The sequence below is a fragment of the uncultured Kriegella sp. genome, from assembly GCF_963975415.1.
Taxonomy (GTDB): Bacteria; Bacteroidota; Bacteroidia; order Flavobacteriales; family Flavobacteriaceae; genus Kriegella.
Window position 1 is genome coordinate 245,210 of record NZ_CAXBGN010000004.1, and the last position, 21,295, is coordinate 266,504.

The 21,295-nt window shown below is 40.2% G+C and carries 25 protein-coding genes; 15 read left to right on the forward strand and 10 right to left on the reverse strand.

What is annotated here, in order from left to right:
- The first annotated feature begins 64 nt into the window (after nucleotides 1-64).
- Entirely contained in the window at nucleotides 65-1,522 is a 1,458-nt protein-coding gene (locus tag AACZ88_RS10645) for a toll/interleukin-1 receptor domain-containing protein (protein ID WP_339709721.1), read from the forward strand.
- 44 nt (nucleotides 1,523-1,566) lie between these two features.
- Here AACZ88_RS10645 and AACZ88_RS10650 read toward each other — a convergent pair whose 3' ends face one another.
- A complete protein-coding gene (locus tag AACZ88_RS10650; protein WP_339709724.1) occupies nucleotides 1,567-2,019 on the reverse strand; it encodes a toll/interleukin-1 receptor domain-containing protein in 453 nt (150 codons plus the stop codon).
- A 208-nt stretch (nucleotides 2,020-2,227) separates the two neighbouring features.
- Nucleotides 2,228-3,448 (reverse strand): multidrug effflux MFS transporter, encoded by a 1,221-nt coding sequence (locus tag AACZ88_RS10655; protein WP_339709726.1) that lies wholly within the window; start codon nucleotides 3,446-3,448, stop codon nucleotides 2,228-2,230.
- 268 nt (nucleotides 3,449-3,716) lie between these two features.
- On the opposite strand from AACZ88_RS10655, the gene udk reads away from it, so the two are divergent.
- From udk to AACZ88_RS10700, 9 genes are all read left to right on the forward strand, one after another.
- Nucleotides 3,717-4,325: a uridine kinase gene (gene udk, locus AACZ88_RS10660; protein WP_339709728.1), complete on the forward strand. Its 609-nt coding sequence runs from the start codon at nucleotides 3,717-3,719 to the stop codon at nucleotides 4,323-4,325.
- A 6-nt stretch (nucleotides 4,326-4,331) separates the two neighbouring features.
- Nucleotides 4,332-4,652 (forward strand): septum formation initiator family protein, encoded by a 321-nt coding sequence (locus AACZ88_RS10665; RefSeq protein WP_339709730.1) that lies wholly within the window; start codon nucleotides 4,332-4,334, stop codon nucleotides 4,650-4,652.
- 211 nt (nucleotides 4,653-4,863) lie between these two features.
- Nucleotides 4,864-5,637: an AAA family ATPase gene (locus AACZ88_RS10670; protein ID WP_339709733.1), complete on the forward strand. Its 774-nt coding sequence runs from the start codon at nucleotides 4,864-4,866 to the stop codon at nucleotides 5,635-5,637.
- 9 nt (nucleotides 5,638-5,646) lie between these two features.
- Complete coding sequence (locus AACZ88_RS10675) at nucleotides 5,647-6,552, forward strand: ParB/RepB/Spo0J family partition protein (RefSeq protein ID WP_339709736.1); 906 nt, start codon at nucleotides 5,647-5,649, stop codon at nucleotides 6,550-6,552.
- Nucleotides 6,545-7,210 carry a DUF5683 domain-containing protein gene (locus tag AACZ88_RS10680; protein WP_339709739.1) on the forward strand — a complete coding sequence of 222 codons (666 nt, stop codon included), beginning with the start codon at nucleotides 6,545-6,547 and terminating at the stop codon, nucleotides 7,208-7,210. The genes AACZ88_RS10675 and AACZ88_RS10680 overlap by 8 nt, the downstream gene beginning before the upstream one ends.
- 2 nt (nucleotides 7,211-7,212) lie before the next feature.
- A complete protein-coding gene (gene dapB, locus AACZ88_RS10685; RefSeq protein ID WP_339709742.1) occupies nucleotides 7,213-7,914 on the forward strand; it encodes a 4-hydroxy-tetrahydrodipicolinate reductase in 702 nt (233 codons plus the stop codon).
- Nucleotides 7,915-8,114: 200 nt separating this feature from the next.
- Nucleotides 8,115-9,818, forward strand: a complete 1,704-nt coding sequence (gene lepB / locus AACZ88_RS10690; RefSeq protein WP_339709745.1) for a signal peptidase I — start codon at nucleotides 8,115-8,117, stop codon at nucleotides 9,816-9,818.
- A gap of 194 nt (nucleotides 9,819-10,012) precedes the next feature.
- A complete protein-coding gene (locus AACZ88_RS10695; protein ID WP_339709748.1) occupies nucleotides 10,013-10,645 on the forward strand; it encodes a WbqC family protein in 633 nt (210 codons plus the stop codon).
- Nucleotides 10,638-10,961: a DUF6122 family protein gene (locus tag AACZ88_RS10700; protein ID WP_339709751.1), complete on the forward strand. Its 324-nt coding sequence runs from the start codon at nucleotides 10,638-10,640 to the stop codon at nucleotides 10,959-10,961. The genes AACZ88_RS10695 and AACZ88_RS10700 overlap by 8 nt, the downstream gene beginning before the upstream one ends.
- Here the strand turns inward: AACZ88_RS10700 and AACZ88_RS10705 are convergent.
- The 7 genes from AACZ88_RS10705 to AACZ88_RS10735 form a co-directional block, all read right to left on the reverse strand.
- Entirely contained in the window at nucleotides 10,938-11,768 is an 831-nt protein-coding gene (locus AACZ88_RS10705; protein WP_339709753.1) for an endonuclease/exonuclease/phosphatase family protein, read from the reverse strand. The genes AACZ88_RS10700 and AACZ88_RS10705 overlap by 24 nt on opposite strands.
- A gap of 205 nt (nucleotides 11,769-11,973) precedes the next feature.
- A complete protein-coding gene (locus AACZ88_RS10710; RefSeq protein ID WP_339709755.1) occupies nucleotides 11,974-12,849 on the reverse strand; it encodes a rhomboid family intramembrane serine protease in 876 nt (291 codons plus the stop codon).
- Nucleotides 12,850-12,851: 2 nt separating this feature from the next.
- The gene (locus AACZ88_RS10715) at nucleotides 12,852-13,586 is read right to left on the reverse strand and encodes a rhomboid family intramembrane serine protease (RefSeq protein ID WP_339709757.1); all 735 of its coding nucleotides are present in this window, start codon (nucleotides 13,584-13,586) and stop codon (nucleotides 12,852-12,854) included.
- Nucleotides 13,587-15,434, reverse strand: a complete 1,848-nt coding sequence (gene mutL / locus AACZ88_RS10720; RefSeq protein ID WP_339709759.1) for a DNA mismatch repair endonuclease MutL — start codon at nucleotides 15,432-15,434, stop codon at nucleotides 13,587-13,589.
- Nucleotides 15,434-15,733 (reverse strand): riboflavin synthase subunit beta, encoded by a 300-nt coding sequence (locus AACZ88_RS10725; protein WP_339709762.1) that lies wholly within the window; start codon nucleotides 15,731-15,733, stop codon nucleotides 15,434-15,436. Before AACZ88_RS10725 ends, mutL begins: the two co-directional genes overlap by 1 nt.
- Before the next feature lie 156 nt (nucleotides 15,734-15,889).
- On the reverse strand, nucleotides 15,890-16,372 hold the full coding sequence (ribH, locus tag AACZ88_RS10730; RefSeq protein WP_339709765.1) for a 6,7-dimethyl-8-ribityllumazine synthase: 483 nt from the start codon (nucleotides 16,370-16,372) through the stop codon (nucleotides 15,890-15,892).
- Complete coding sequence (locus tag AACZ88_RS10735) at nucleotides 16,373-17,143, reverse strand: tetratricopeptide repeat protein (protein ID WP_339709768.1); 771 nt, start codon at nucleotides 17,141-17,143, stop codon at nucleotides 16,373-16,375.
- Nucleotides 17,144-17,270: 127 nt separating this feature from the next.
- On the opposite strand from AACZ88_RS10735, the gene AACZ88_RS10740 reads away from it, so the two are divergent.
- The 3 genes from AACZ88_RS10740 to AACZ88_RS10750 are packed head-to-tail and all read left to right on the forward strand — an operon-like array spanning nucleotide 17,271 to nucleotide 19,067.
- Nucleotides 17,271-18,350 (forward strand): DNA replication/repair protein RecF, encoded by a 1,080-nt coding sequence (locus AACZ88_RS10740; protein ID WP_339709770.1) that lies wholly within the window; start codon nucleotides 17,271-17,273, stop codon nucleotides 18,348-18,350.
- 1 nt (nucleotide 18,351) lies between these two features.
- Complete coding sequence (locus AACZ88_RS10745; protein ID WP_339709772.1) at nucleotides 18,352-18,771, forward strand: hypothetical protein; 420 nt, start codon at nucleotides 18,352-18,354, stop codon at nucleotides 18,769-18,771.
- Nucleotides 18,771-19,067, forward strand: coding sequence for a DUF721 domain-containing protein (locus AACZ88_RS10750; protein ID WP_339709774.1), 297 nt, complete (start codon nucleotides 18,771-18,773; stop codon nucleotides 19,065-19,067). The genes AACZ88_RS10745 and AACZ88_RS10750 overlap by 1 nt, the downstream gene beginning before the upstream one ends.
- A gap of 48 nt (nucleotides 19,068-19,115) precedes the next feature.
- Here the strand turns inward: AACZ88_RS10750 and AACZ88_RS10755 are convergent, their stop codons facing one another.
- A complete protein-coding gene (locus AACZ88_RS10755) occupies nucleotides 19,116-19,535 on the reverse strand; it encodes a nucleoside-diphosphate kinase (protein WP_339709776.1) in 420 nt (139 codons plus the stop codon).
- A gap of 182 nt (nucleotides 19,536-19,717) precedes the next feature.
- On the opposite strand from AACZ88_RS10755, the gene AACZ88_RS10760 reads away from it, so the two are divergent.
- Both AACZ88_RS10760 and gldI read left to right on the forward strand, forming a co-directional pair.
- Nucleotides 19,718-20,734 (forward strand): bifunctional oligoribonuclease/PAP phosphatase NrnA, encoded by a 1,017-nt coding sequence (locus tag AACZ88_RS10760; RefSeq protein ID WP_339709778.1) that lies wholly within the window; start codon nucleotides 19,718-19,720, stop codon nucleotides 20,732-20,734.
- The gene (gldI, locus tag AACZ88_RS10765) at nucleotides 20,725-21,285 is read left to right on the forward strand and encodes a gliding motility-associated peptidyl-prolyl isomerase GldI (RefSeq protein WP_339709780.1); all 561 of its coding nucleotides are present in this window, start codon (nucleotides 20,725-20,727) and stop codon (nucleotides 21,283-21,285) included. The genes AACZ88_RS10760 and gldI overlap by 10 nt, the downstream gene beginning before the upstream one ends.
- Nucleotides 21,286-21,295 lie beyond the last annotated feature (10 nt).

Consider the following 21,295-nt stretch of genomic DNA (forward strand, 5'->3'; position numbering starts at 1 on the left):
TAACATACATAGTACAAATTAAATAGCGGTATTCCGCCAACCAACCAAAACTAAATCTAGTTTGATGAAGGAAATTAAAATGTTTATGGCCTATGCCTCTGAAGACGAAGAGTACAAGGTACAGCTTAGCAAACACCTATCGGCACTTAAAGAAGAAGGTTATATAAGCGAGTGGACTGCGGGAGAAATACTTCCCGGCGCCAATCTAATGAGCGATCTAAGAAAAAGAATGAGCCGATGTGATATCATCGCACTTTTGTTAAGCGCCGATTTTGTAGGTTCTGATGACGGCATTGAATTGGAGGAAATGGCTTTTGCCTTAAAGGCAAAAAAGGGAACCCGACTGGTACCGATAAAGATTAGGGCCTGTATGTTAAGTGACGCCTATGCCCAATTCAGTATGCTTCCTGACCAATCTAAACCGGTTGACGACCCGGCCTGGGGCAGTCGTGATAATGCGTATATGAATATCGCCGAAGGACTTAAGAAATTGGCACTTTCCATACGTGATGAAGATGCCCGAGAGGCTAGGGAAGAATTAAAAAAAACCGTGCAGCCCATGGCTACTGTCCCACCCCGACCGGTATCAAGTTCGAGTGATTCGGCTAAACCCTCATCCAATAAAAAAACTTTGATGGTCAGTATTGGCGTGCTTGCCGTTCTTTTGATCGGGCTGACAGGGTTCATACTTATGAACAGTGATCGGCTAAACGATGAAAAAGTAGATACCACAGAAACAAATTCGGGTCAAACAACTGATGACGCGACTACGATTGGCGACAAAGAACCTGAAGTCACGAATTCAGAAACCTCGACAAGCTCAACCGAAAATGATAAAAATGCTACTGACGCCGAAGCCTACGACAGGGCAAAGGCCCAAAATACAATCAATGCATTTTCCGAGTATCTACGGAAATTTCCAGCAGGTAAATATATGACCGAGGCCAACAGTTTTATCAAAAAATTAAAAAATGACAGTACCGCCATCGCAACCGCCAACCTTGCGAAAGAGCATGATACGGAATGGGATAACGCGCTAAAAAACAATAATGTATTTAGTTTTCAAAAGTATGTACATAAGTACCCTGAAGGAGACTATGTGGCCGAGGCGAACGAAAAAATAGCGGAACTTAAGGTCGCTGAAAGGGATAACGAAACTTGGAAGAAGGCAGTGACCACCAACACCGTACCTGACTATCTTCGATATATCAAAGAATACAGTCCCGGACTTCATCGAGATGAGGCCATAGCAGCAATCAAGCCTCTTTTAAAAAAGCAAGGTTGGGCATATTATGGCAAATTAAATGCCGATAAAAGAATGAACAACAGTCGTTATTTTGATTTATTCGAAGGTGAAAAAGATGGAAACCCGAAAATTGGAGACCTTATACAGGTTCAGAAAGGAATCAATATAAGGAACGTACCCAATGCAGAGAAAGACCCTATCGAATCGTTACAGAAAAACAAAATTGCCGTGATTACTGATATAAAACCCGGTGTTTGGGTAAAAATCAACTATTAGTTAAGGCTGTCGCACAAGGGTCGACCATTTCCTTGTAACCATTTTTATTTTGCAAGTATGTGGTCTACCAACCTTTCAATACCATTGGCCACTTCGGTAAACGCGGCATCTCGATTTGCAAATTCGGTAATGGGCTGGGCATTGCGGGGCAGTGCCTGGAGTTTGGCATAAGGCAAGCTGGTCCACTGGCATTTTCGCAAAATGATAGGCACGACGTATGCAGAGCCTTCTTCATGGCGTCGCATGGCCTCTGTCAGTTCTTTCTCCCAAATAAAATCGGAGGCATTAAAGTCGACACTGACCAACAATAAAATGATATTGGCCTTGTTCAGTTCGTCCATAATAGTTTTATCCCATTCTTCCCCGGCCATAAGCACCCTGTCGTTCCACGTATCTATTTTACCCGAACGCTTTAAGACTTTTAGGTATTTGTCCATTTCTGTTTTTAGGGCTTCGTCTTCATGGGCATACGAAGTAAAAATATAGGCTTTGCTCATTGTTTTAGTTGGTTTTAAAGGTTCTTGGCGGGGGAAGAATTAATGGTGCATACGGGAACCGATTACGCCACCCCTAAATATACTTATAAAAGTTACCCTACGAATAAAAATAGTTGACAAATCGAACGACAAGTAATTACAAACGCGCAAGATTTTTTTAGAAGCGTGGAAACTAAATACCAAACTCCCTAAAAACCAAAGCCATAAACTACCGAACCGCCCGTTGCAAAAATGCGGAACGTTGCCGAAATACAGCAAAAATAATAAGTGAAACGAGTCCGCAAATGGCCAAGCCGAGAAAAAGCGGCAGCACCGTAGTATCGACAAAACTACCGATATAGGTGGCAATGGGTATCGATAAAAGGGTCGAAATAAACCCGGTGATGGCCGCGCCGATACCGGCAATATGACCAATAGGTTCCATGGCTATCGATCTTAGGTTACCCCAAATAAAGCCCAGACTAAAGAATTGCGTGGATAAGAAAATAATCAACACCCATAGATCGGGGTTGCCCGGGGTGTTCCAAAACATCAACACATAGATTGCAGCGATACTAAAAAAACCGCCCAAGGCCATAAAAGCGAGTCTACGCATGCCGAATTTGAGTACGAGTGTTCCGTTTAAAAAAGTAGACAACCCAATGGAAATCGATAAGCCCGCAAAAATAAACGGAAACTCATCGGCCAAATGGTACTGATCTTCAAAAACATGTTGCGAGGCACTCAAATACACCAAAAAAGCCCCGGTAATCAACCCGGATATCATGGTGAAAGCCATTGTTTCCCGATGCTTGACCACCTCTTTTAATCCGTCTAAAAAGATATTTCCCGAAAATGGAATCTTATGTTCTGGTTTAAGGGTCTCCGGCTGTCGTTTCCAAAACCAAAGTGCAATCAATAGCCCGAAAAAGAGTTGCATGTAGAAAATGGCTTCCCACCCCATACTATCCATAATCAATTTCCCAAAGGCAGGGGCAACTACAGGTACTAAAATAAAGAAGGCCGTAACAAACGACATGATCCGTGCCATATAATCTCCTTTATACAAATCTCGAATAATAGAAACGGTAATGGTTCTAGGTGCCGATAGGCCAATTCCTTGAAGAATACGCCCAGCGATCATCCACTCGAGAGACGGGGCGAAAACACACATAATACTGGCGATACCGAATACGGTAAAACCCATATACACAATCGGTTTTCTACCAAAGCTATCCGACAGCGGCCCGAAGAACAATTGTCCGACGCCCAAGCCCAAAAAAATCATGGTGATCAACAGCTGATGTTCAGTCGAATCAAAACTGTTAATAGCAATTCCGATATTCGATAGTGCAGGTAACAAGGCATCTATAGACAAGGCAGCAATTGACATCAACGAAGCCATTAAAGCTACAAATTCGAAGTTCGGTTTCGGCTGTTCAGTTTGCATCCTGCAAAAATACGGATATGGCCCTGAAAAGCTGTTAACAAAACTTCAATTTTAAAATTGGGGCAATCCGATTTTCGGCATTGTAAGTTTAGCCCGCCTTTTCAATACAGAACGATAAAATTACGGTGTACTAATCGCCGTATCGTTTAAAATTTTAACAAAAAAGGCTTTATAAACGAAAATAACCAGCCTGTTTACAGACCGTGGGGTTAGATAAAATTTCGTTAGAAAGACGTAGAATATGTATTTTTGATCTAAATAAGCGAATATGTTGATTATAGGAATTGCCGGAGGTACTGGTAGTGGAAAAACAACGGTGGTCAATCAGATTATCAACGAGTTACCCAATGAAGAAGTCGGTGTCATTTCACAAGATTCTTATTACAACGATCTTTCACACTTGACGCTTACCGAGCGCAAAAAAGTGAATTTCGACCATCCGAAAGCCATTGATTTTCCTCTTCTGGAAGAACACTTGACCCTGCTTAAAGAAGGAAAGTCGATACATCAGCCCGTGTATTCATTTTTAGAATGTAACCGTACCGACGAAATGGTCGTCATACACCCTAGAAAAGTATTGCTGGTAGAAGGTATACTAATCATGACCAATCCGCAAATCCGCGCCATGTTCGACATCAAAATATTTGTGCATGCAGACTCCGACGAGCGTTTGATCAGAAGGCTGAAAAGAGACATCAACGAGCGCGGGTGGAACTTGAACGACACCTTAGACTGTTACCAAAATACGCTTAAACCGATGCATGATCAATTTATCGAGCCTTCAAAAGAATATGCCGATATTATTATCCCCAACAATAAATACAATACAGTTGCAGTTGATATTGTACGTGGCATAATCAACGAAAAATTAACCTAGCGCTTCATGGCCTTTACCGATATCAAGAAAAAAAAATGGTTCAAAATAGCCACTAACGCCTATATTCTGGTGTTGACGGTATTTTTTGTCTGGATGGTTTTTTTTGATACCAACTCGTTTCTTATTCATTTAGAGTTGCAAAAGGAAATCGAAAAACTCGAAAAACAGCAAGAATTCTTGCATGATGAGATCGCAAAGGACAAAAAAATAATTGAAAAACTGTCTGATCCCGAAGAATTGGAAAAATTCGCTAGGGAACAATACTACCTGAAAAAGAAAAACGAAGAAATCTATCTTATCGAATATGAAGACAGCCTAGACCAGTAATTCGTTTATCGATCGTCGGTTAAAGGACATGCTTTCCAAGCCAAAACCAATAGTTTAAAAACCCCACAAAAATTGTGGTCAAAAACCGTCTAGGCATTCCAACTTTAATAAACTTTAACGTTAGCGACCCAAGTTATTCACCTGCTGTTAACAAAATACATTTTATCGCACCGTAAATAATCGTATTTTTACCCCTTAATCAAGTGGAATAATGGGCAAGATCATTGCGATTGCGAATCAAAAAGGCGGGGTAGGAAAAACAACTACGACCGTTAATCTGGCTGCCTCATTGGGTGTGTTGGAAAAAAAGGTATTGTTGATCGATGCCGACCCCCAAGCCAATGCCACATCTGGGTTGGGAATCGACGTTGAAGGTATTGAGTTAGGTACCTATCAGCTATTGGAACATACCCGGAGTGCCGAGGAAGCTATTATGCAGACTTCATCACCGAATGTAGACCTCATTCCTTCCCATATCGACTTAGTCGCCATAGAAATTGAATTGGTAGATAAAGACGAGCGGGAATATATGATGAAGAAGGCCATCTCCCACCTCAGGGACACCTACGACTACATACTTATCGACTGTGCCCCTTCCTTGGGCCTACTGACATTAAATGCTTTAACGGCCTCGGACTCAGTAATCATACCCATACAATGTGAATATTTTGCTTTGGAAGGTTTGGGTAAATTACTGAATACCATAAAAAGTGTTCAGAAGATACATAACCCCGATCTTGATATCGAAGGTATGCTACTCACCATGTACGATTCGCGCTTACGCTTATCCAATCAAGTGGTAGAAGAGGTAAGAAAGCATTTTGCAGATATGGTTTTTGACACTATTATTCAACGCAATGTACGATTGAGCGAGGCACCCAGCTATGGCGAAAGTATTATTAAATATGATGCCAGCAGTAAAGGGGCGGCCAACTACCTGAACTTGGCCGATGAAATGGTAAAGAAGAATAAGGAGACGGTGTAAAACAATACAATGGCGAAAGCAACAAAAAAACAAGCTTTGGGAAGAGGCCTGTCGGCACTCTTAAAAGACCCTGAAAATGATATTAAATCTGCATCCGACAAAAATGCGGACAAGGTTGTTGGCAATATTGTCGAGTTGGAAGTCGGCGCAATTGAAGTTAATCCATTTCAACCACGTTCTAATTTTAATGACGAGGCTTTACGCGAGTTGGCTACCTCGATCAAAGAATTAGGTGTTATTCAGCCTATTACCGTTCGAAAACTAGGCTTTGATTCCTATCAATTGGTTTCGGGGGAAAGAAGGTTCAGGGCCTCAAAATTGGTCGGCCTAGAAACCATACCGGCGTATATTCGCATAGCCAATGACCAAGAATCGTTGGAAATGGCTTTGGTAGAGAACATTCAACGCCAAGATTTAGACCCTATTGAAATTGCACTATCGTATCAGCGGTTGATCGATGAGATTCAATTGACCCAAGAGCGCTTGAGTGACCGCGTAGGCAAAAAGCGTTCGACCATTGCCAATTATCTGCGGTTATTAAAACTAGACCCGATAATTCAAACAGGAATGCGCGATGGTTTCGTAAGCATGGGCCATGGCAGGGCTTTGGTCAATATCGACAAAAAAGAGGAACAACTCGCCCTCTACGAAAAAATAGTCGGCCAAAACCTTTCCGTTCGAGATACCGAACGCGCCGTAAAAGAGTACCAGGGCAAAGCTACGGGGGCATCAAAAAGCACCCCAAAATCTTCTGCCGTACCGAGCTTTGCAAAAGAAGAAATTAAAAAACTCACCGATTACCTTTCGACCAAAGTCGATATCAAAAGCTCTGAAAAGGGCAAGGGCAAAGTGACCATCCCATTTAATTCCCAAGAGGAATTCCTTCGAATAAAAAAATTGATCGTAGGTGAATAAAAACCTAATTACAAACCTCTTTTGTTGCTTTTTCGCAATACTCTGCTACGCACAAGAGCAAGAGCCTAATGCCAGTGGTAAAAACAGCGAAACAGATTCTATTCAAAAGAATCTAAAAAAAGAGGGTATTGTCGTAAAAGAGGGAAAAGTCAAAAAAAGAAAAACGATAAACCCCCTGGCTCCGAGCAAGGCGGCGTTTTACTCTGCCTTATTGCCCGGATTGGGACAAGTATACAACAAACGCTATTGGAAAGTGCCTTTGGTCTATGGTGTTATTGGAACCGGTGTTTACACCTACCTTTACAATGACGACTATTACGACCGTTTTCGGGCGGCCTTTAAAAGAAGACAAGCGGGTTTTAGCGATGATGAATTCTGGGATCTTAGAACACCAGATGATGGAATAGTTCCTGCGGAACCCGACTTAGATGTAGACGACCTAGAAAGTCAGCAAGAGCGCTTTCAGCGAGATCGTGATTTGGCGTTGCTGATTACCGTCGCCATGTATGTTTTGAACATTGTGGACGCCAACGTCGATGCACATCTCAAACAATTTAATATTGATGAAGACCTTAGTCTAGATATGAGGCCATACTTAGAGTTGAATCCGATAACCAGCAATCCGCATTACGGGATGGCTTTTATTATAAAATTTTAAACATGAGAATCGCATTATTCGGATACGGAAAAATGGGCAAGATGATCGAGCAGATCGCCAAAAACAGAGGCCATGAAATTGTGGCAAAAATTGATGTAGATACCGTAGAAGTAGATTTTTCAAATATGGATGTGGCCATTGACTTTAGCATGCCAAGTGCCGCTTACGGAAACATAACCCAATGTTTTGAACACGGTATTCCCGTTATATCCGGCACCACCGGCTGGTTACAAGATTTTGACAAGGCACTTGCACGTTGTGAAGAAACAGGAAGTGCTTTCATTTACGCTTCGAACTTTAGTCTTGGCGTGAACGTATTTTTTGAACTAAACGAGTATTTGGCCAAAATGATGCGACACTTGAAGCAATATAATGTTGCTCTTGAAGAAGTTCACCACACCCAAAAACTAGATGCCCCCAGCGGAACTGCCATAACCTTGGCAGAAGGCATTATATCCAATACCGATTATACAGGTTGGAAACTTGATAAAGCGCCCACAGGCGAAATACCCATTACCTCAAAGCGTATTGCCGACACCCCAGGGACCCATACTGTAGACTATGAAAGTGAGGTCGATACTATAACTATAGTCCATACGGCCCATAACCGTCAGGGTTTTGCCCTAGGTGCGGTCATTGCAGCCGAGTGGATTGTTGGAAAAAAAGGTGTTTTTACAATGAAAGATGTGTTAAACCTTGGTTAACAAATCGCCCATTTATGGCATAAATGTACTTATTTGCAAAGAATTCTTCGGGATTTAAGATAAATCGGAATATCAAATATGATTTCCCTTAGCCTCAAACAACTTTGCAAAGACGTTGGATGTAACCAAAAACAAGACCTTTGGTCAAAAAAGTAACAAATAGTAACCAAACTTCATAATACCAAATCTAAAGAACAAACATGGATACGACACAGTGGATCATATTTATACTCATAATACAGGTCATCCATTTTTTAGGCACCTGGAAGTTGTATGTCAAAGCAGGTAGAAAGGCTTGGGAAGCTGCAGTACCGATCTACAACGCAGTGGTGCTCATGCAAATCATCAACCGCCCGAAGTGGTGGGTAATCCTCCTTTTTATCCCCATCATTAATTTATTGATGTTCCCTGTTCTTTGGGTAGAGACCATTAGAAGTTTTGGAAAAAATAGCCTTCTTGAAACTTGGCTAGTCATTTTAACATTAGGCTTCTATATCTACTATGTCAATTATGTTCTTGACACTAAGTATATAGCAGACCGAGACCTACATCCGAAGACCGGTTTAGGCGAATGGGTCAGCTCTATTGTCTTTGCCATTGTGGCAGCCACATTGGTACACACCTATTTTATTCAGCCCTATGTAATACCAACCCCTTCATTAGAGCGAACCCTGCGTGTTGGCGATTTTCTTTTTGTAAGCAAGTTTCACTATGGAGCCAGAGCACCAATGACCACTATTGCCGCTCCTATGGTTCATGATACAATTCCGAAATTGGGTATTCGCTCATACCTGAACAAACCGCAACTACCTTATTTTAGATTGCCTGGTTTTACGAAAGTAGATCGTAACGATATTGTGGTATTCAGTTGGCCGGCAGACACCGTGCGTGTGTTTTTCAAAAAGGAGGCTGGTGTAAAAAAACCTATCGATAAAAAATCGAACTATGTCAAACGATGTGTGGGTATCCCTGGAGATTCCCTAGCCGTAATCGATGGTTATGTCTTCATCAATGGTGAACAATTAAAACTTTCCGATAGGGCACGACCCCAGTACGATTATAGGGTATATGCACAAAATGGGGTTTCCTCCCGGATACTTTCAGAAGTGGGACTTTCCGATTTTAATAGACAGTATGTTGCCCAATCTTTGAGCCAGCCCCAGCGAATAGTCCTGCAAAGAAATGGATATGGTGTATATGATCAAGGTCAGTCGGGTGTTGTTATTTTAACGGACCATAAAGGCATCTCCCCTGAACTTATTCGACAGAATCGTTTGGCTTTACAAGAGATAGCCGATAGAACCCGTATTATTACGGCTACCGATGAAATGGTAAACAAACTTAAAAGCAACAGCGCTATTGATTCTGTAGTGCGTATCGTAACGCCCAAAGGTCAAAGAGGAATTGGTTTGTTTCCCCAAAATCCCGATTACGACTGGAACTATGATAATATGGGAGCCATTTATATTCCTGAAAAAGGAAAAACGGTGGATTTGAACCTTAAAGTACTCCCATTGTACAAGAAAATCATTCGTGACTACGAAGGCAACACCATTAGCGTTTCAGGAAATCAAATCAGTATTAATGGCGAACCAGCGGACACCTACACCTTTAAACAAGATTACTACTGGATGATGGGTGATAACAGGGCCCACTCTGAAGACAGTCGTGCTTGGGGGTATGTTCCTGAAAATCATATTGTAGGTACCCCAATTTTTATTTGGATGAGCATTGAAAATTTCAATGATGGGCTTGCCAATTGGGAAGTTCGTTGGGACAGGGTATTTACTACCGTTAATGGAGAAGGCGAACCCGTATCGTACTTTAAATACTTTTTGATTGCATTGGCCGCCTGGTTCGTATTCGATTATTTCAGAAAAAAACGACTCAAAGAAAAAGGGTGATTTTGTAATTCGTGGCGTTTTTTATGGCTTAAAAAATCAATTACGCACCTGAAAAACACAAAAAAGACGAAATTTAGAAAGTTGTCAAAATCCCTTTCAGAAAGCAAGGGAAATGTGGGCAACAAATTAATCGGTTCAAATGAGTTTTTCGTCTTGAATATATTTTACCATACAACTATAATTCTTTTCTAATAGTGAAAACCCTGCTTCATCCTACATATTTTCCTGATATCGCAACGTTTGCTACGATAGTACAAAATGACGTAAAATGGGAAGTCAAAGACAATTACCAAAAGCAGACCTACCGTAACCGATGCTATATCGCTACTGATTTCGGCAGGCATATGCTCAGTATTCCGATCCGCCATGTAGGAGGAAAAGAGGGGCGGCAAAAATATAACGATGTGCTACTTGACAACTCCTACCAATGGCAACGCCAACATTGGCGCACATTGCAAACTGCCTATAGAACTTCTCCCTTTTTTGAATTCTATGAAGATGATATTGCACCCTTGTTCGAAAAAAAGTTCGATCTATTACTTGACTATAACCTAAAAACTATTGCAACCATCGCCGATTGTCTTCAGATTGCAATGCCTTTGGAAAAATCTCAAAATTTCGAACGTACCCCTCAAGCCTTGATAGATGCCCGATTCTTGGTCAACGCCAAGAAGAATCCGCTTCTGGAACAAGCATCATATGTTCAGGTTTTTGGTGACCGCCACGGGTTCATAAAAAACTGTAGTATTTTAGATTTGCTTTTTAATGAAGGAACAAATGCCCTTGGGTATCTTCAAAACTTGCATTTATCCTTTCTAAATGCTTAGGCTCTTTATTCATTACGGCATACATTTTCTGGTGCCGATAGCCATAGGGTTCTTTTTTTTTAAAGAACATCGGATTCGAGTTACGCTTATTCTATTAGCGGGAATTCTAATCGATGTAGATCATCTTTTTGCCAATCCGATTTTTGATTCGGAACGTTGTAGCATTAATTTTCATCCCTTGCATTCTTATGGGGCCATCGTCCTTTATTTCGGACTCTTCGTAGTAAAAAAGACGCGAATAATCGGACTAGCACTGTTGATTCACATACTCGCCGATTGGGCCGATTGCTGGCTAATCACTTTTCAGCCGAAATGACGCCATTACCGGAAAATGATCTGAATATTTCACATTGAAGTTTTTATGCTCAAGAACTTCAAATGAGCTATCAGCAAAAATAAAATCGATTCGCAACGGAATGCCCAGAAAGTCATAGGTTCGCCCTAGACCACTTCCTTCCGCTATAAAAGTATCTTGCCGATCTCCTTTGATTATATGGTATACATTAGAAAATTGGGTATTGTTAAAATCGCCACAGATTATTGTTTTGTGTGTTACCTTTTGCATATGCTCCCGTACCAGCTTAGCCTGTTCCTCCTGTTTTTTAAATCTACTGGTAACCCTTCGATATAACTTATCGGAAGCCTCAGACCTAAGCACCCCGGTACCGGGTGTTATTCCCAACGACTCTAAATGAAGGTCATAAACTCGTATGGTATCATTTTTAAAAAGAATATCGGCATAGGCGCCATTGTTATAGCTTTTCGGAAAATTTAATAGTTGTGCATCGATAATGGGATATTTTGAAAAAATGCCCAGAAGCAAATGACCTTCGTTATGCACATATTCTAGATATTGATAAGGGTAGTTTACGTATTCTTTTCTTCTTGAATACCCCACCTCCTGAAAGCAAACGATGTCGGGATCTTCACGATCTACCAAGGCCTTAATATCTTCAAAAATTCTTGGACTATCAATATGACCATCATTATTAAAAGTTCGCACATTATAACTCAATACCCGCAAATCAGGGTCTTGCACCTCGGAATCGGCCGAGAAGTCAAATTTAACAAAGGCCCCCATCGTCACATACCCCAATACGAGTACCGATAATGACAATAGCATCTGCCGCTTTCTTTTTAAAATCCAGAAAAACAGAAATAGAAAATTGACTCCCACAAGAACAGGTACCGTCAAACTCAATATTGACAAAAAAGCAAAATGTTCTGTAGATATATGCGGAACCAAACAGGCCAATAGTAGTAGGAATGCAGCAATGAAATTAAAAAAGAAAACGATTTTATTTAAAAATGACAATCCTTTCACCTATTCAGTCTTCTTTACCTGCTTTGAACAAAAAATCTTTTTCGGCCTTAGAAAGGCTCTCGTATCCTGACTTACTTATTTTATCAAGAATGGCATCTATCTTCCGCTGATGGTTTTCTTTATCGGAGTTTCCTTTGGCTCGAGTCGTGGTTTTTTGTTTTCGATATACCGTTTTAAGGGGAGCCTTTTTCTCCCGTTTTTTAAAAAGATTGGCAACCGCATCCAATACCTTGGCGAAACCACCTCCAATATCATGCCCCTTAGCCAATTGACGAGCGTACATATACCCCAAAAGCGCACCGCCCAAATGGGCAAGGTTCCCTCCTGCATTTCCGCCATACGGCATTTGTATAAAATCTAACAAGACCACAAATGCGCCAATGTACCATAGTTTTACGTTGAAAAAAATTACCCTTACTTCTTGATTGGGAATATAGGCACAGATAAATATCAAAACAGCCCTTACTCCCGCCGATGCGCCTACTAAAACAGCATTGACTTCAAAAAAGGCAGGGAATATATTGTAACCCAACATAAAAAAGAGACCTCCCAAAATAACGCCCAATAAATAGACGTTTAAAAATCGTTTGCCGTCGAATAGGTTGAGAAAAATTCGCCCCACAAAATAAAGCACCAGCATATTCCAGAAAATATGGCTCAACCCACCATGAAAAAAAGAATAGGTGACCAACGACCACGGTTGTACAAGAAAATCAAAAAAATCGTTGGGAAGTTGAAACCATTGAACGATGCTATTTTTATTCATTCCCATTAAAAAGGGAATCAAACCGTTCAAGATAAAAACAAGAACATTGATGGCAATAAGCTTTTCAGCTACGTTCAGCCTGGCAATTTGATATCTTAGGTTACCTGAATTCATAGTTAGTCCCAACGCTTATTATTGAACTGATTCTTTTTCCAATACCACATCATAATAAAACCGGCAATGGCGCCACCAATATGTGCAAAATGGGCAATCCCCGTTGAATAGCTACTAAAACCAAAAAAGAGGTCTCCAGCAATCATCAAAGGAACGAAATACTTTGCTTTTATGGGAATGGGTAAAAAAATCAACATTAATTCTGCTTCCGAATACATAAAAGCAAAGGCGACAAGAATACCATAAATCGCCCCTGAAGCGCCTACTGCAGGCGTATTATAGGCACTTAAAAAACTATCGACTTTAGCCTGTCCGATGACATCATTCCATCCTGGGCTATATTTTCCGCTCGCTATTATGTCAATAATTTGACTTTTAGGTATGCCATTCGCGACCAATGCATCCAAGCCGCTATTAAAGCTATAGTAGTTCATAGCCGTATGAAGTAATGCCGCACCAAGACCTGCCGAAAAATAAAAGAAAAGAAACTTGTTACGCCCCCACATACGTTCCAACGGCGTACCGAAAGCCCATAGGGCATACATATTAAATACAATATGCATAAAACCACCATGCATAAACATATGGGTTGCTACCTGCCAGAATTGAAAATTGCCATTTTCAGGAAACCATAGCGCCAACCAAAGGTACATCTGATCTCCATAAATCTGCGTAGCGATAAAAAATATAATATTTATTATCAGAAGATGCTTTACCGCATCGGTCATATTTCCCATTTACATAAATTTTTTGTCAATTTCATCTTCCGTTATGGTCACAAATATGGGCTTGTTAAATGGGCTTACCCTAGACTCTTTACAAGCAAATAAATCATTGACCAGTGCTAGCTGCGATTCATTATCTAAAACTTCACCGGTTTTAACAGACAGCGTTTTTGCAAGAGTTTTCGAAAGTATATCTGCCTGGGAAAAACTATTTTCGTCAACCTCGAGCTGATAATCTGAAATAAGCTGATCTAACACCATACCCGCTTCACTTTCTGCTACCATTAAGGGTACGCCCGTAATTTGAAACGATTCCCCTTGAATTTCCTCAAATGCAAAACCGATAGCGGTCAGGTTATTTTGTATATCTTTTAAAATTGCCATATCCGCTTTCGAAAAAGAAAGGGACAAAGGAAATAATAATTGCTGGCTTACCGCTTCTTTTATAGTACTATTCCTCAAAAATTTTTCGTAAAGCACCCGTTGGTGTGCCCGACTTTGATCAATAACAACCATACCCGATTTTATGGTCGTCACAATGTACTTTCGGCGTAGCTGAAAAGTTGTAGCAACCGATTCTATCTCTTCTTTTTGATTTTCAAAAATAGACCCCGTAATGGTATCTGATTCAAAGTAAACATCATTGGGGTTTTGGTTACCCATTTTTGACTCTAACCCAACATATAAATTCTCCCAACTTTGGGTATTAGGTTTGCCGTAAGTTCGATTTGCCGGGGCTTTTTGATTTGTTTCTACAAAGGGATTGAACCCCGCGTCAACCGTAACCTTGGGTTGAACAATCGTTTTGTTTTTATAGGCATAGGGCGTCTGCATGTTCTCATCGTGTTCAAAATCAAGCGCTGGTGCAATATTGAATTGCCCTAAACTGTGTTTGACACACGATCGCAAAATGGCATACAAAGTTTGTTCATCGTCAAACTTTACCTCGGTTTTAGTAGGGTGAATATTGATATCAATCGTAGCTGGGTCTACTTCCAAATAAATAAAATACCCGGGATGCGTATCTGACTTAATCAGCCCTTCAAACGCTGCAACGACGGCGTGGTGCAGATAAGGACTTCTAATAAACCGATGGTTTACGAAAAAAAACTGTTCGCCCCTACTTCGTTTGGCAAACTGTGGTTTATTTATAAAACCACTAATTTTCACCACTTGGGTCTCTTCATGAATCGGTACTAATTTTTGATTGGTCTTACTACCGAAAACATGAACGATTCGCTGTCTATGATTAGCCTTAGGCAGCCCAAAAAGTTCACTACCGTTATTATAATAATGAAATTCAATATTCGGATGCGTCAAAGCGACCCTGTGAAATTCATCGGTAATGTGTCGAAGCTCAACTTGATGTGATTTTAGGAAATTTCTTCTTGCCGGAATATTGAAAAACAGATTCTTGACCGTTAAGGAAGTTCCTTTAGGCGTTACGGCCACTTCTTGATGAACGATTTTACTCCCTTCAATTTTTAAATGCGTACCGACTTCATCATGATCAGTTTTGGTAAGCATCTCTACATGGGCAATAGCCGCTATCGATGCCAAGGCCTCCCCTCGAAAACCTTTCGTATCTAAGCGGAATAGGTCTTCAGCTTTTTCAATTTTCGACGTAGCATGGCGCTCAAAGCTCAATCGTGCATCGGTAACACTCATGCCAATGCCGTTGTCAACCACTTGGATCAAACTTTTGCCACCATCCTTAATAATTAATTTTATTTCAGTAGCCTGCGCGTCTATTGCATTCTCTAAGAGTTCTTTCACAACCGAGGCCGGGCGCTGTACTACTTCTCCTGCCGCAATCTGATTTGCAACATGGTCGGGTAAGAGTTTTATGATATCTGCCATTATTTCGGGAAGAATATAGAAAGCTCAAAATCGATAATGTACAGAAAAATAAATACCAACACTGCGATTATTATGAGCATTCTAATTTTAAGGTTACGGTCACCTACCACTTTCATATCGTTCATTGCATTACTGAATTTATTTTTCAGTCCTCTAGTAGTGTGTGCGGTAGAACGAAACTTATCAAATCGATGTTCTAATTTATAAGGACTCCCCTCCCCTTTGTCATCGTAGTAACGGGGCGAATAATTGAACGACTTGTTCTTTCGTAACTTTGTAAATTTTGAAAACATTCCCATGAATTTCAAAGTTACTCAAAATCAAAAAACATGCCGTTAACCTAGTGTCAAAATTTGTTAACAGTACTCGAAAATTCGAAGTTTTCGCAGTTTTATGCGAATAATTGAAGAAGACCTGTCTAAGAAAACCAATCTTTATGTTGCAAACTAAAAAGACTATGAGCCCAGTTTAGCCATCTTTATCGCCGCAATGGCCGCTTCGGTACCCTTATTACCATGTTTACCACCACTTCGCTCTTGTGCTTGCTGCAAGGTATTGTCGGTCAATACACAGAAAATCACTGGAACATCAAACTTAACATTCAAATCTTTGATACCTTGGGCAGCCGCGCTACAAACAAAATCAAAATGTTGTGTTTCTCCACGAATAACACTCCCGATAGCGATAACAGCATCTACTTTTTTTGAAGTTATAAGTTTCTTACAACCATAGGTCAACTCAAAACTTCCGGGAACATTCCATCGAATAATATTATCCGATTGCACACCACAATCAAGCAAGGCCTCGGAAGCGCCATTAAAAAGTCCCTCGGTTATCGATTCATTCCACTCTGCGACCACAATTCCGATACGCAACCCTTTCGCATCGGGCACTTCAGCCTTATTATAGACCGATAAATTTTTATTAGCTGTAGCCATTTATTGGTTGTTGCTATTGGCCATCCCTATAAATGTATCGATATTATTAGCCTGATCGGAAGAAGAAAACTCGTCCCGTATTCTTTGAAAGAATTTCAAGGCTTTTGAATTTTCATTAAGCTCAAGAGCTGTAACACCCGCTTTATATAAAAATCTTGGTGTAGTGTAGTTATTATTGCTATGGGCAATCGCCGCTTCATAATAACCCAAAGCATCATCGGGTTGCCCCAGTTGCATGAAAGCATCGCCTATACCGCCTTTCCCTAACGCTCCCAAAATATCGTCATCTGAATTAAAATCTTCCAAATGATCGATAGCCTCTTGATATTTTTGCATGCTCAAATAAGCCATCCCTGCCGAATAGTTGGAAAGGTTGGCGGCTTTAGTACCCGGGTATTCATCAATAATATCAAGAAAGCCGTATTTACCCTCTGCCCCGTTCAATGCCAATGTATACAAAGAATCTTTAGCTGTTGTACTGTTCAATGCCTGATCAAAGTACTGCTGAGGGTAGTACATTTCATTTGCCGCACTGGCCTCTTTAGGCTTCTGCACAAATTGATTATAAGCCAAATAGCCCAATACCGCCACTGCCACGACCCCAATGAGCCCTAGAATATAGTTTTGATTGGTAGAGACCCAGGCCTCTGTCTTCGAGGCACTTTCATCAAGGGTAGTAAAAACTTCAGCGGTTGTACTATCCTGCACATCTAACTGGTTCTCCTCTTCTTTAGTTTTGGGCTTAAAACCCCGCTTCTTGTATGTAGCCATCTAAAATTTTATTAATCGCGCAAAAATAAAGGTTTTATTGAAATCCTAAAGGGTATTTATTCGTTATTTTTGGATATTTTGCATGTTCCTTATTTGGTCACTAAAATAAAATCCTACGATTTTCGAAATGTTTCTAAAAAATTTAGCCCTTGTCAATTATAAAAACATCAGTTCCCAAAACTTTGAATTCGATACCAAACTAAACTGTTTTGTGGGACCGAACGGCATTGGCAAGACCAATATTCTCGATGCAATCTACCATCTTTCTTTTGGCAAAAGCTACTTTAACCCCATTGCGACCCAAAACATTCGCCATGACGAAGATTTTTTTGTAATCGACGGAGAATTTGAAAAAAACGACAGGGAAGAGAGAATAGTTTGCAGCCTAAAAAAAGGTGTAAAAAAAATTATCAAAAGAAATGGTAAAATTTATGACCGCTTATCGGATCATATCGGATTGTTGCCATTGGTCATTATTTCTCCCGCTGACAGAGACCTTATCATAGAAGGCAGCGATACCCGGCGTAAGTTTATAGACGGCGTTATCTCCCAATCAGACAAAAAGTACCTACAAGACCTACTCAAGTACAACAAAACCCTGGCACAACGCAATTCACTTCTTAAATATTTCGCGGCCAACCAGACATTTGACGAGGCCACCCTATCTGTTTACGACGAGCAGTTAAACAGTTATGGATCGGCTATTCACGACAAACGCCAAGATTTTATAGAAACATTTATTCCCATTTTCGAAGCGCAATATGCCGTTATTTCGGGCGGAAATGAAAAAGTATCCTTAACCTATGACAGTAAATTGAGAGACAGCAGTTTACGCACACTTTTAAAAAACAATATCGAAAAAGACCGCTTCTCACAATATACAGGGGTCGGCGTACACAAAGACGACTTGAGTTTTTTGATCAACGGACATCCTATTAAAAAATTCGGAAGCCAAGGGCAGCAAAAATCCTATTTGATAGCTTTGAAATTTGCCCAATTCCATTTTATAAAGGAACTGGCCAAAACCACCCCAATTTTATTATTGGACGACATTTTTGACAAACTGGATGAAAATAGGGTCTCCCATATTATTAATTTAGTAGATCATGAAAATTTTGGGCAACTCTTTATCAGCGATACGCATGCAGAGCGCACCGAAAATATCATTAAAAACATACACCAATCTTATAAGATATTTAAATTATAACATGCAACGATTTTTATATATTCTATTGATTTTCGTAACATTCGGATGCTCAAAAAAAATTTCGGATGCCGATTTAAAACAATTGAACGGCTATTGGGAAATTGAAAATGTGACCTTTAGTGACGGGAGCACCAAAACCTACAATGTAAACACTACCGTTGATTACATTGAAATCGATGGCTTTGAAGGCTATCGGAAAAAAGTAAAACCAAAATTCGATGGCACATACGACACTTCAAATGACGCAGAATTCTTTACAATAGAAAAGAAAAATGATAGTTTTGTCATGTATTACCAAAATAATTTGAGCGAATGGTCAGAGTCGCTCACCCAATTATCACAAACTAATTTTGCTGTTATCGGAGAAAATAATTCAACCTACCACTACAGACGCTATGAACCCATTAACATACAGAAATAATGGTTAGAAGAAAGAACACAAATTTACCCTTGGGTGACGCCCTACAAGAATTTTTGAAAGAAAACCGATTACAAAACGGTATTGATAAGGTAAATGCCCGAGAGGCTTGGGCGAGACTTATGGGAAATGGGGTCAATAATTATACCACCGCGGTAGAACTGCGTAACGAAACCTTATTTGTAGCACTTTCTTCTTCCGTGCTACGCGAAGAGCTTAGCCACGGAAAATCAAGAATTATCGTAATGTTCAATGAAGAAATGGGCAAAGAGGTAGTGAAGAAGCTGGTACTTAGGTAAATATCGAAAAACCTGGCAAATCTTAAAAACTTGCCAGGCCTGAATCATTTAGTATATTTCCCTTCCTGAAAAATGGAAAGCACCTTCAATAGCGGCATTTTCATCACTATCGGAACCATGTACCGCATTCTCTGCGATATTACTAGCAAATAGTTTTCGAATGGTACCTTCCGCTGCCTCGGCAGGATTGGTAGCACCGATCAAAGCGCGAAAATCTTCAACTGCATTTTCCTTTTCCAAAATAGCAGACACAATAGGGCCACGGGTCATAAATTCAACCAATTCACCAAAAAAAGGCCGCTCTTTATGAATCGCATAAAATTCCTGCGCATCCCTCAAACTTAATTGGGTATATTTCATAGCAACGATTTTAAAACCTGCTGAAGCTATTTTCTCAAGTATTGCACCAATATGGCCGTTCTCAACAGCATCGGGCTTTATCATCGTAAAAGTTCTGTTCGTACTCATTTTTTAAAATTTTGGGCAAAAATACGTTTTATTCCACAACTCACAAGCATACACTTCCGAAGTCCTTTGCAAAAAGGCTGTTCTTCCCTTGATTTTGTTAGGATGTACCACGTATAAAACAGTCAAGTGATATCAAGACAAAAGCAACCTGTTAGTTTTATTATTATTGTATCTTTGCACGCATGAATTTTGAGGAAATTAACGCGGTAAAAGCACTGCTTTCCAAACCGCAAAAAATTGTAATTGTACCCCACAAAAACCCTGATGGCGATGCTATCGGCTCTACCTTGGGACTTTGGCACTTTCTAAAAAATAATGGACAAGACGCTACGGTTATCGTTCCAAACGATTACCCCCGTTTTTTAAAGTGGATGCCCGGAAACGAGCACATTATCAATTTTGAACGTAAAAATTCAGAGGCCAAAGAAAAAATTAATCAAGCAACGTTAATTTTTACACTCGATTTTAACCATTTAGGCCGTATAGGCCAGATGCAATCCGAATTAGAGAACGCAAAGGCCACATTTATAATGATAGACCACCATCAAGAACCGGCCGATTATGCAAAAATCACCTATTCCGATGTGACCATGAGCTCGACATGTGAAATGGTCTACACATTTATCGAGAAACTGGGCGCAGTGCAAACCATCACTTCAGAGATTGCCAATTGTCTTTATACGGGTATTATGACCGATACCGGGTCGTTTAAATTTGCCTGTACCACGAGTAGAACCCATAGAGTAATCGCCGACCTGATCGACAAAGGTGCCGAAAACACAAAGATACATCACCAAATTTACGACACCAATACGCCAAATCGCTTACATCTCTTAGGTTGCGCACTAAAGAATATGGTGATATTAGAAAAGTATCGTACCGTTTATATCACACTTACCCAAGAAGAATTGGATGCCTACGAATATAAAAAGGGTGACACCGAAGGTTTTGTAAATTATGGTTTAACCCTTGACGGAATAATATTTGCGGTAATCTTCATTGAAAATAAGGAAGAAGGAATAATTAAAATTTCATTCCGTTCTGTAGGCGATTTTTCAGTAAACGAATTTGCCCGAAAACATTTTCAAGGAGGAGGACACGACAATGCTGCAGGTGGCAAAAGTGATCTTTCCATAGCGGAAACTACCAAATTTTTTGAATCTTTATTACCTAATTATACGGATAGATTATGGATTTAAGGCGTTGCTGTTATTTACTATGTCTAATTATGGGCCTATCAAGTTGTGAAGGACCACAGCCCCGTAGACCGGTAAAGGTCAAAACAGGAAGTTTTTTCAAGGCCTCGACTGACCGGAGCAAAAAACTTTTGGCGCAAGAAGAAGCGACAATACAAGAAATAATAGCAAAAGATACAACCCATACTTATCAACACAGTTCGTATGGGTCATGGTACTATTATGACCAAAATAATAAGTCGGACGATTACACGCCACAACCCGATGATTTGGTGACCTTGACCTATAACATCGTGACTTTTGATAACGATACCCTGTATTCCAATGAGGATATTGGGGTTATCAAATACAAAGTAGACAAGCAAGAATTATTTCAAGGACTTAGAAATAGTGTTAAGCTATTGAAAGAAAATGAGACGGCTACTTTTTTGTTTCCTTCATCCCTGGCTTATGGTTATCATGGCGACAATAATAAAATAGGGGTAAGCGTACCTATTAAAGCGACTATTTCACTCTTGAAAATAGAAAAATCAAACGAGCAAATTCAAAATTAAAATAATTAGC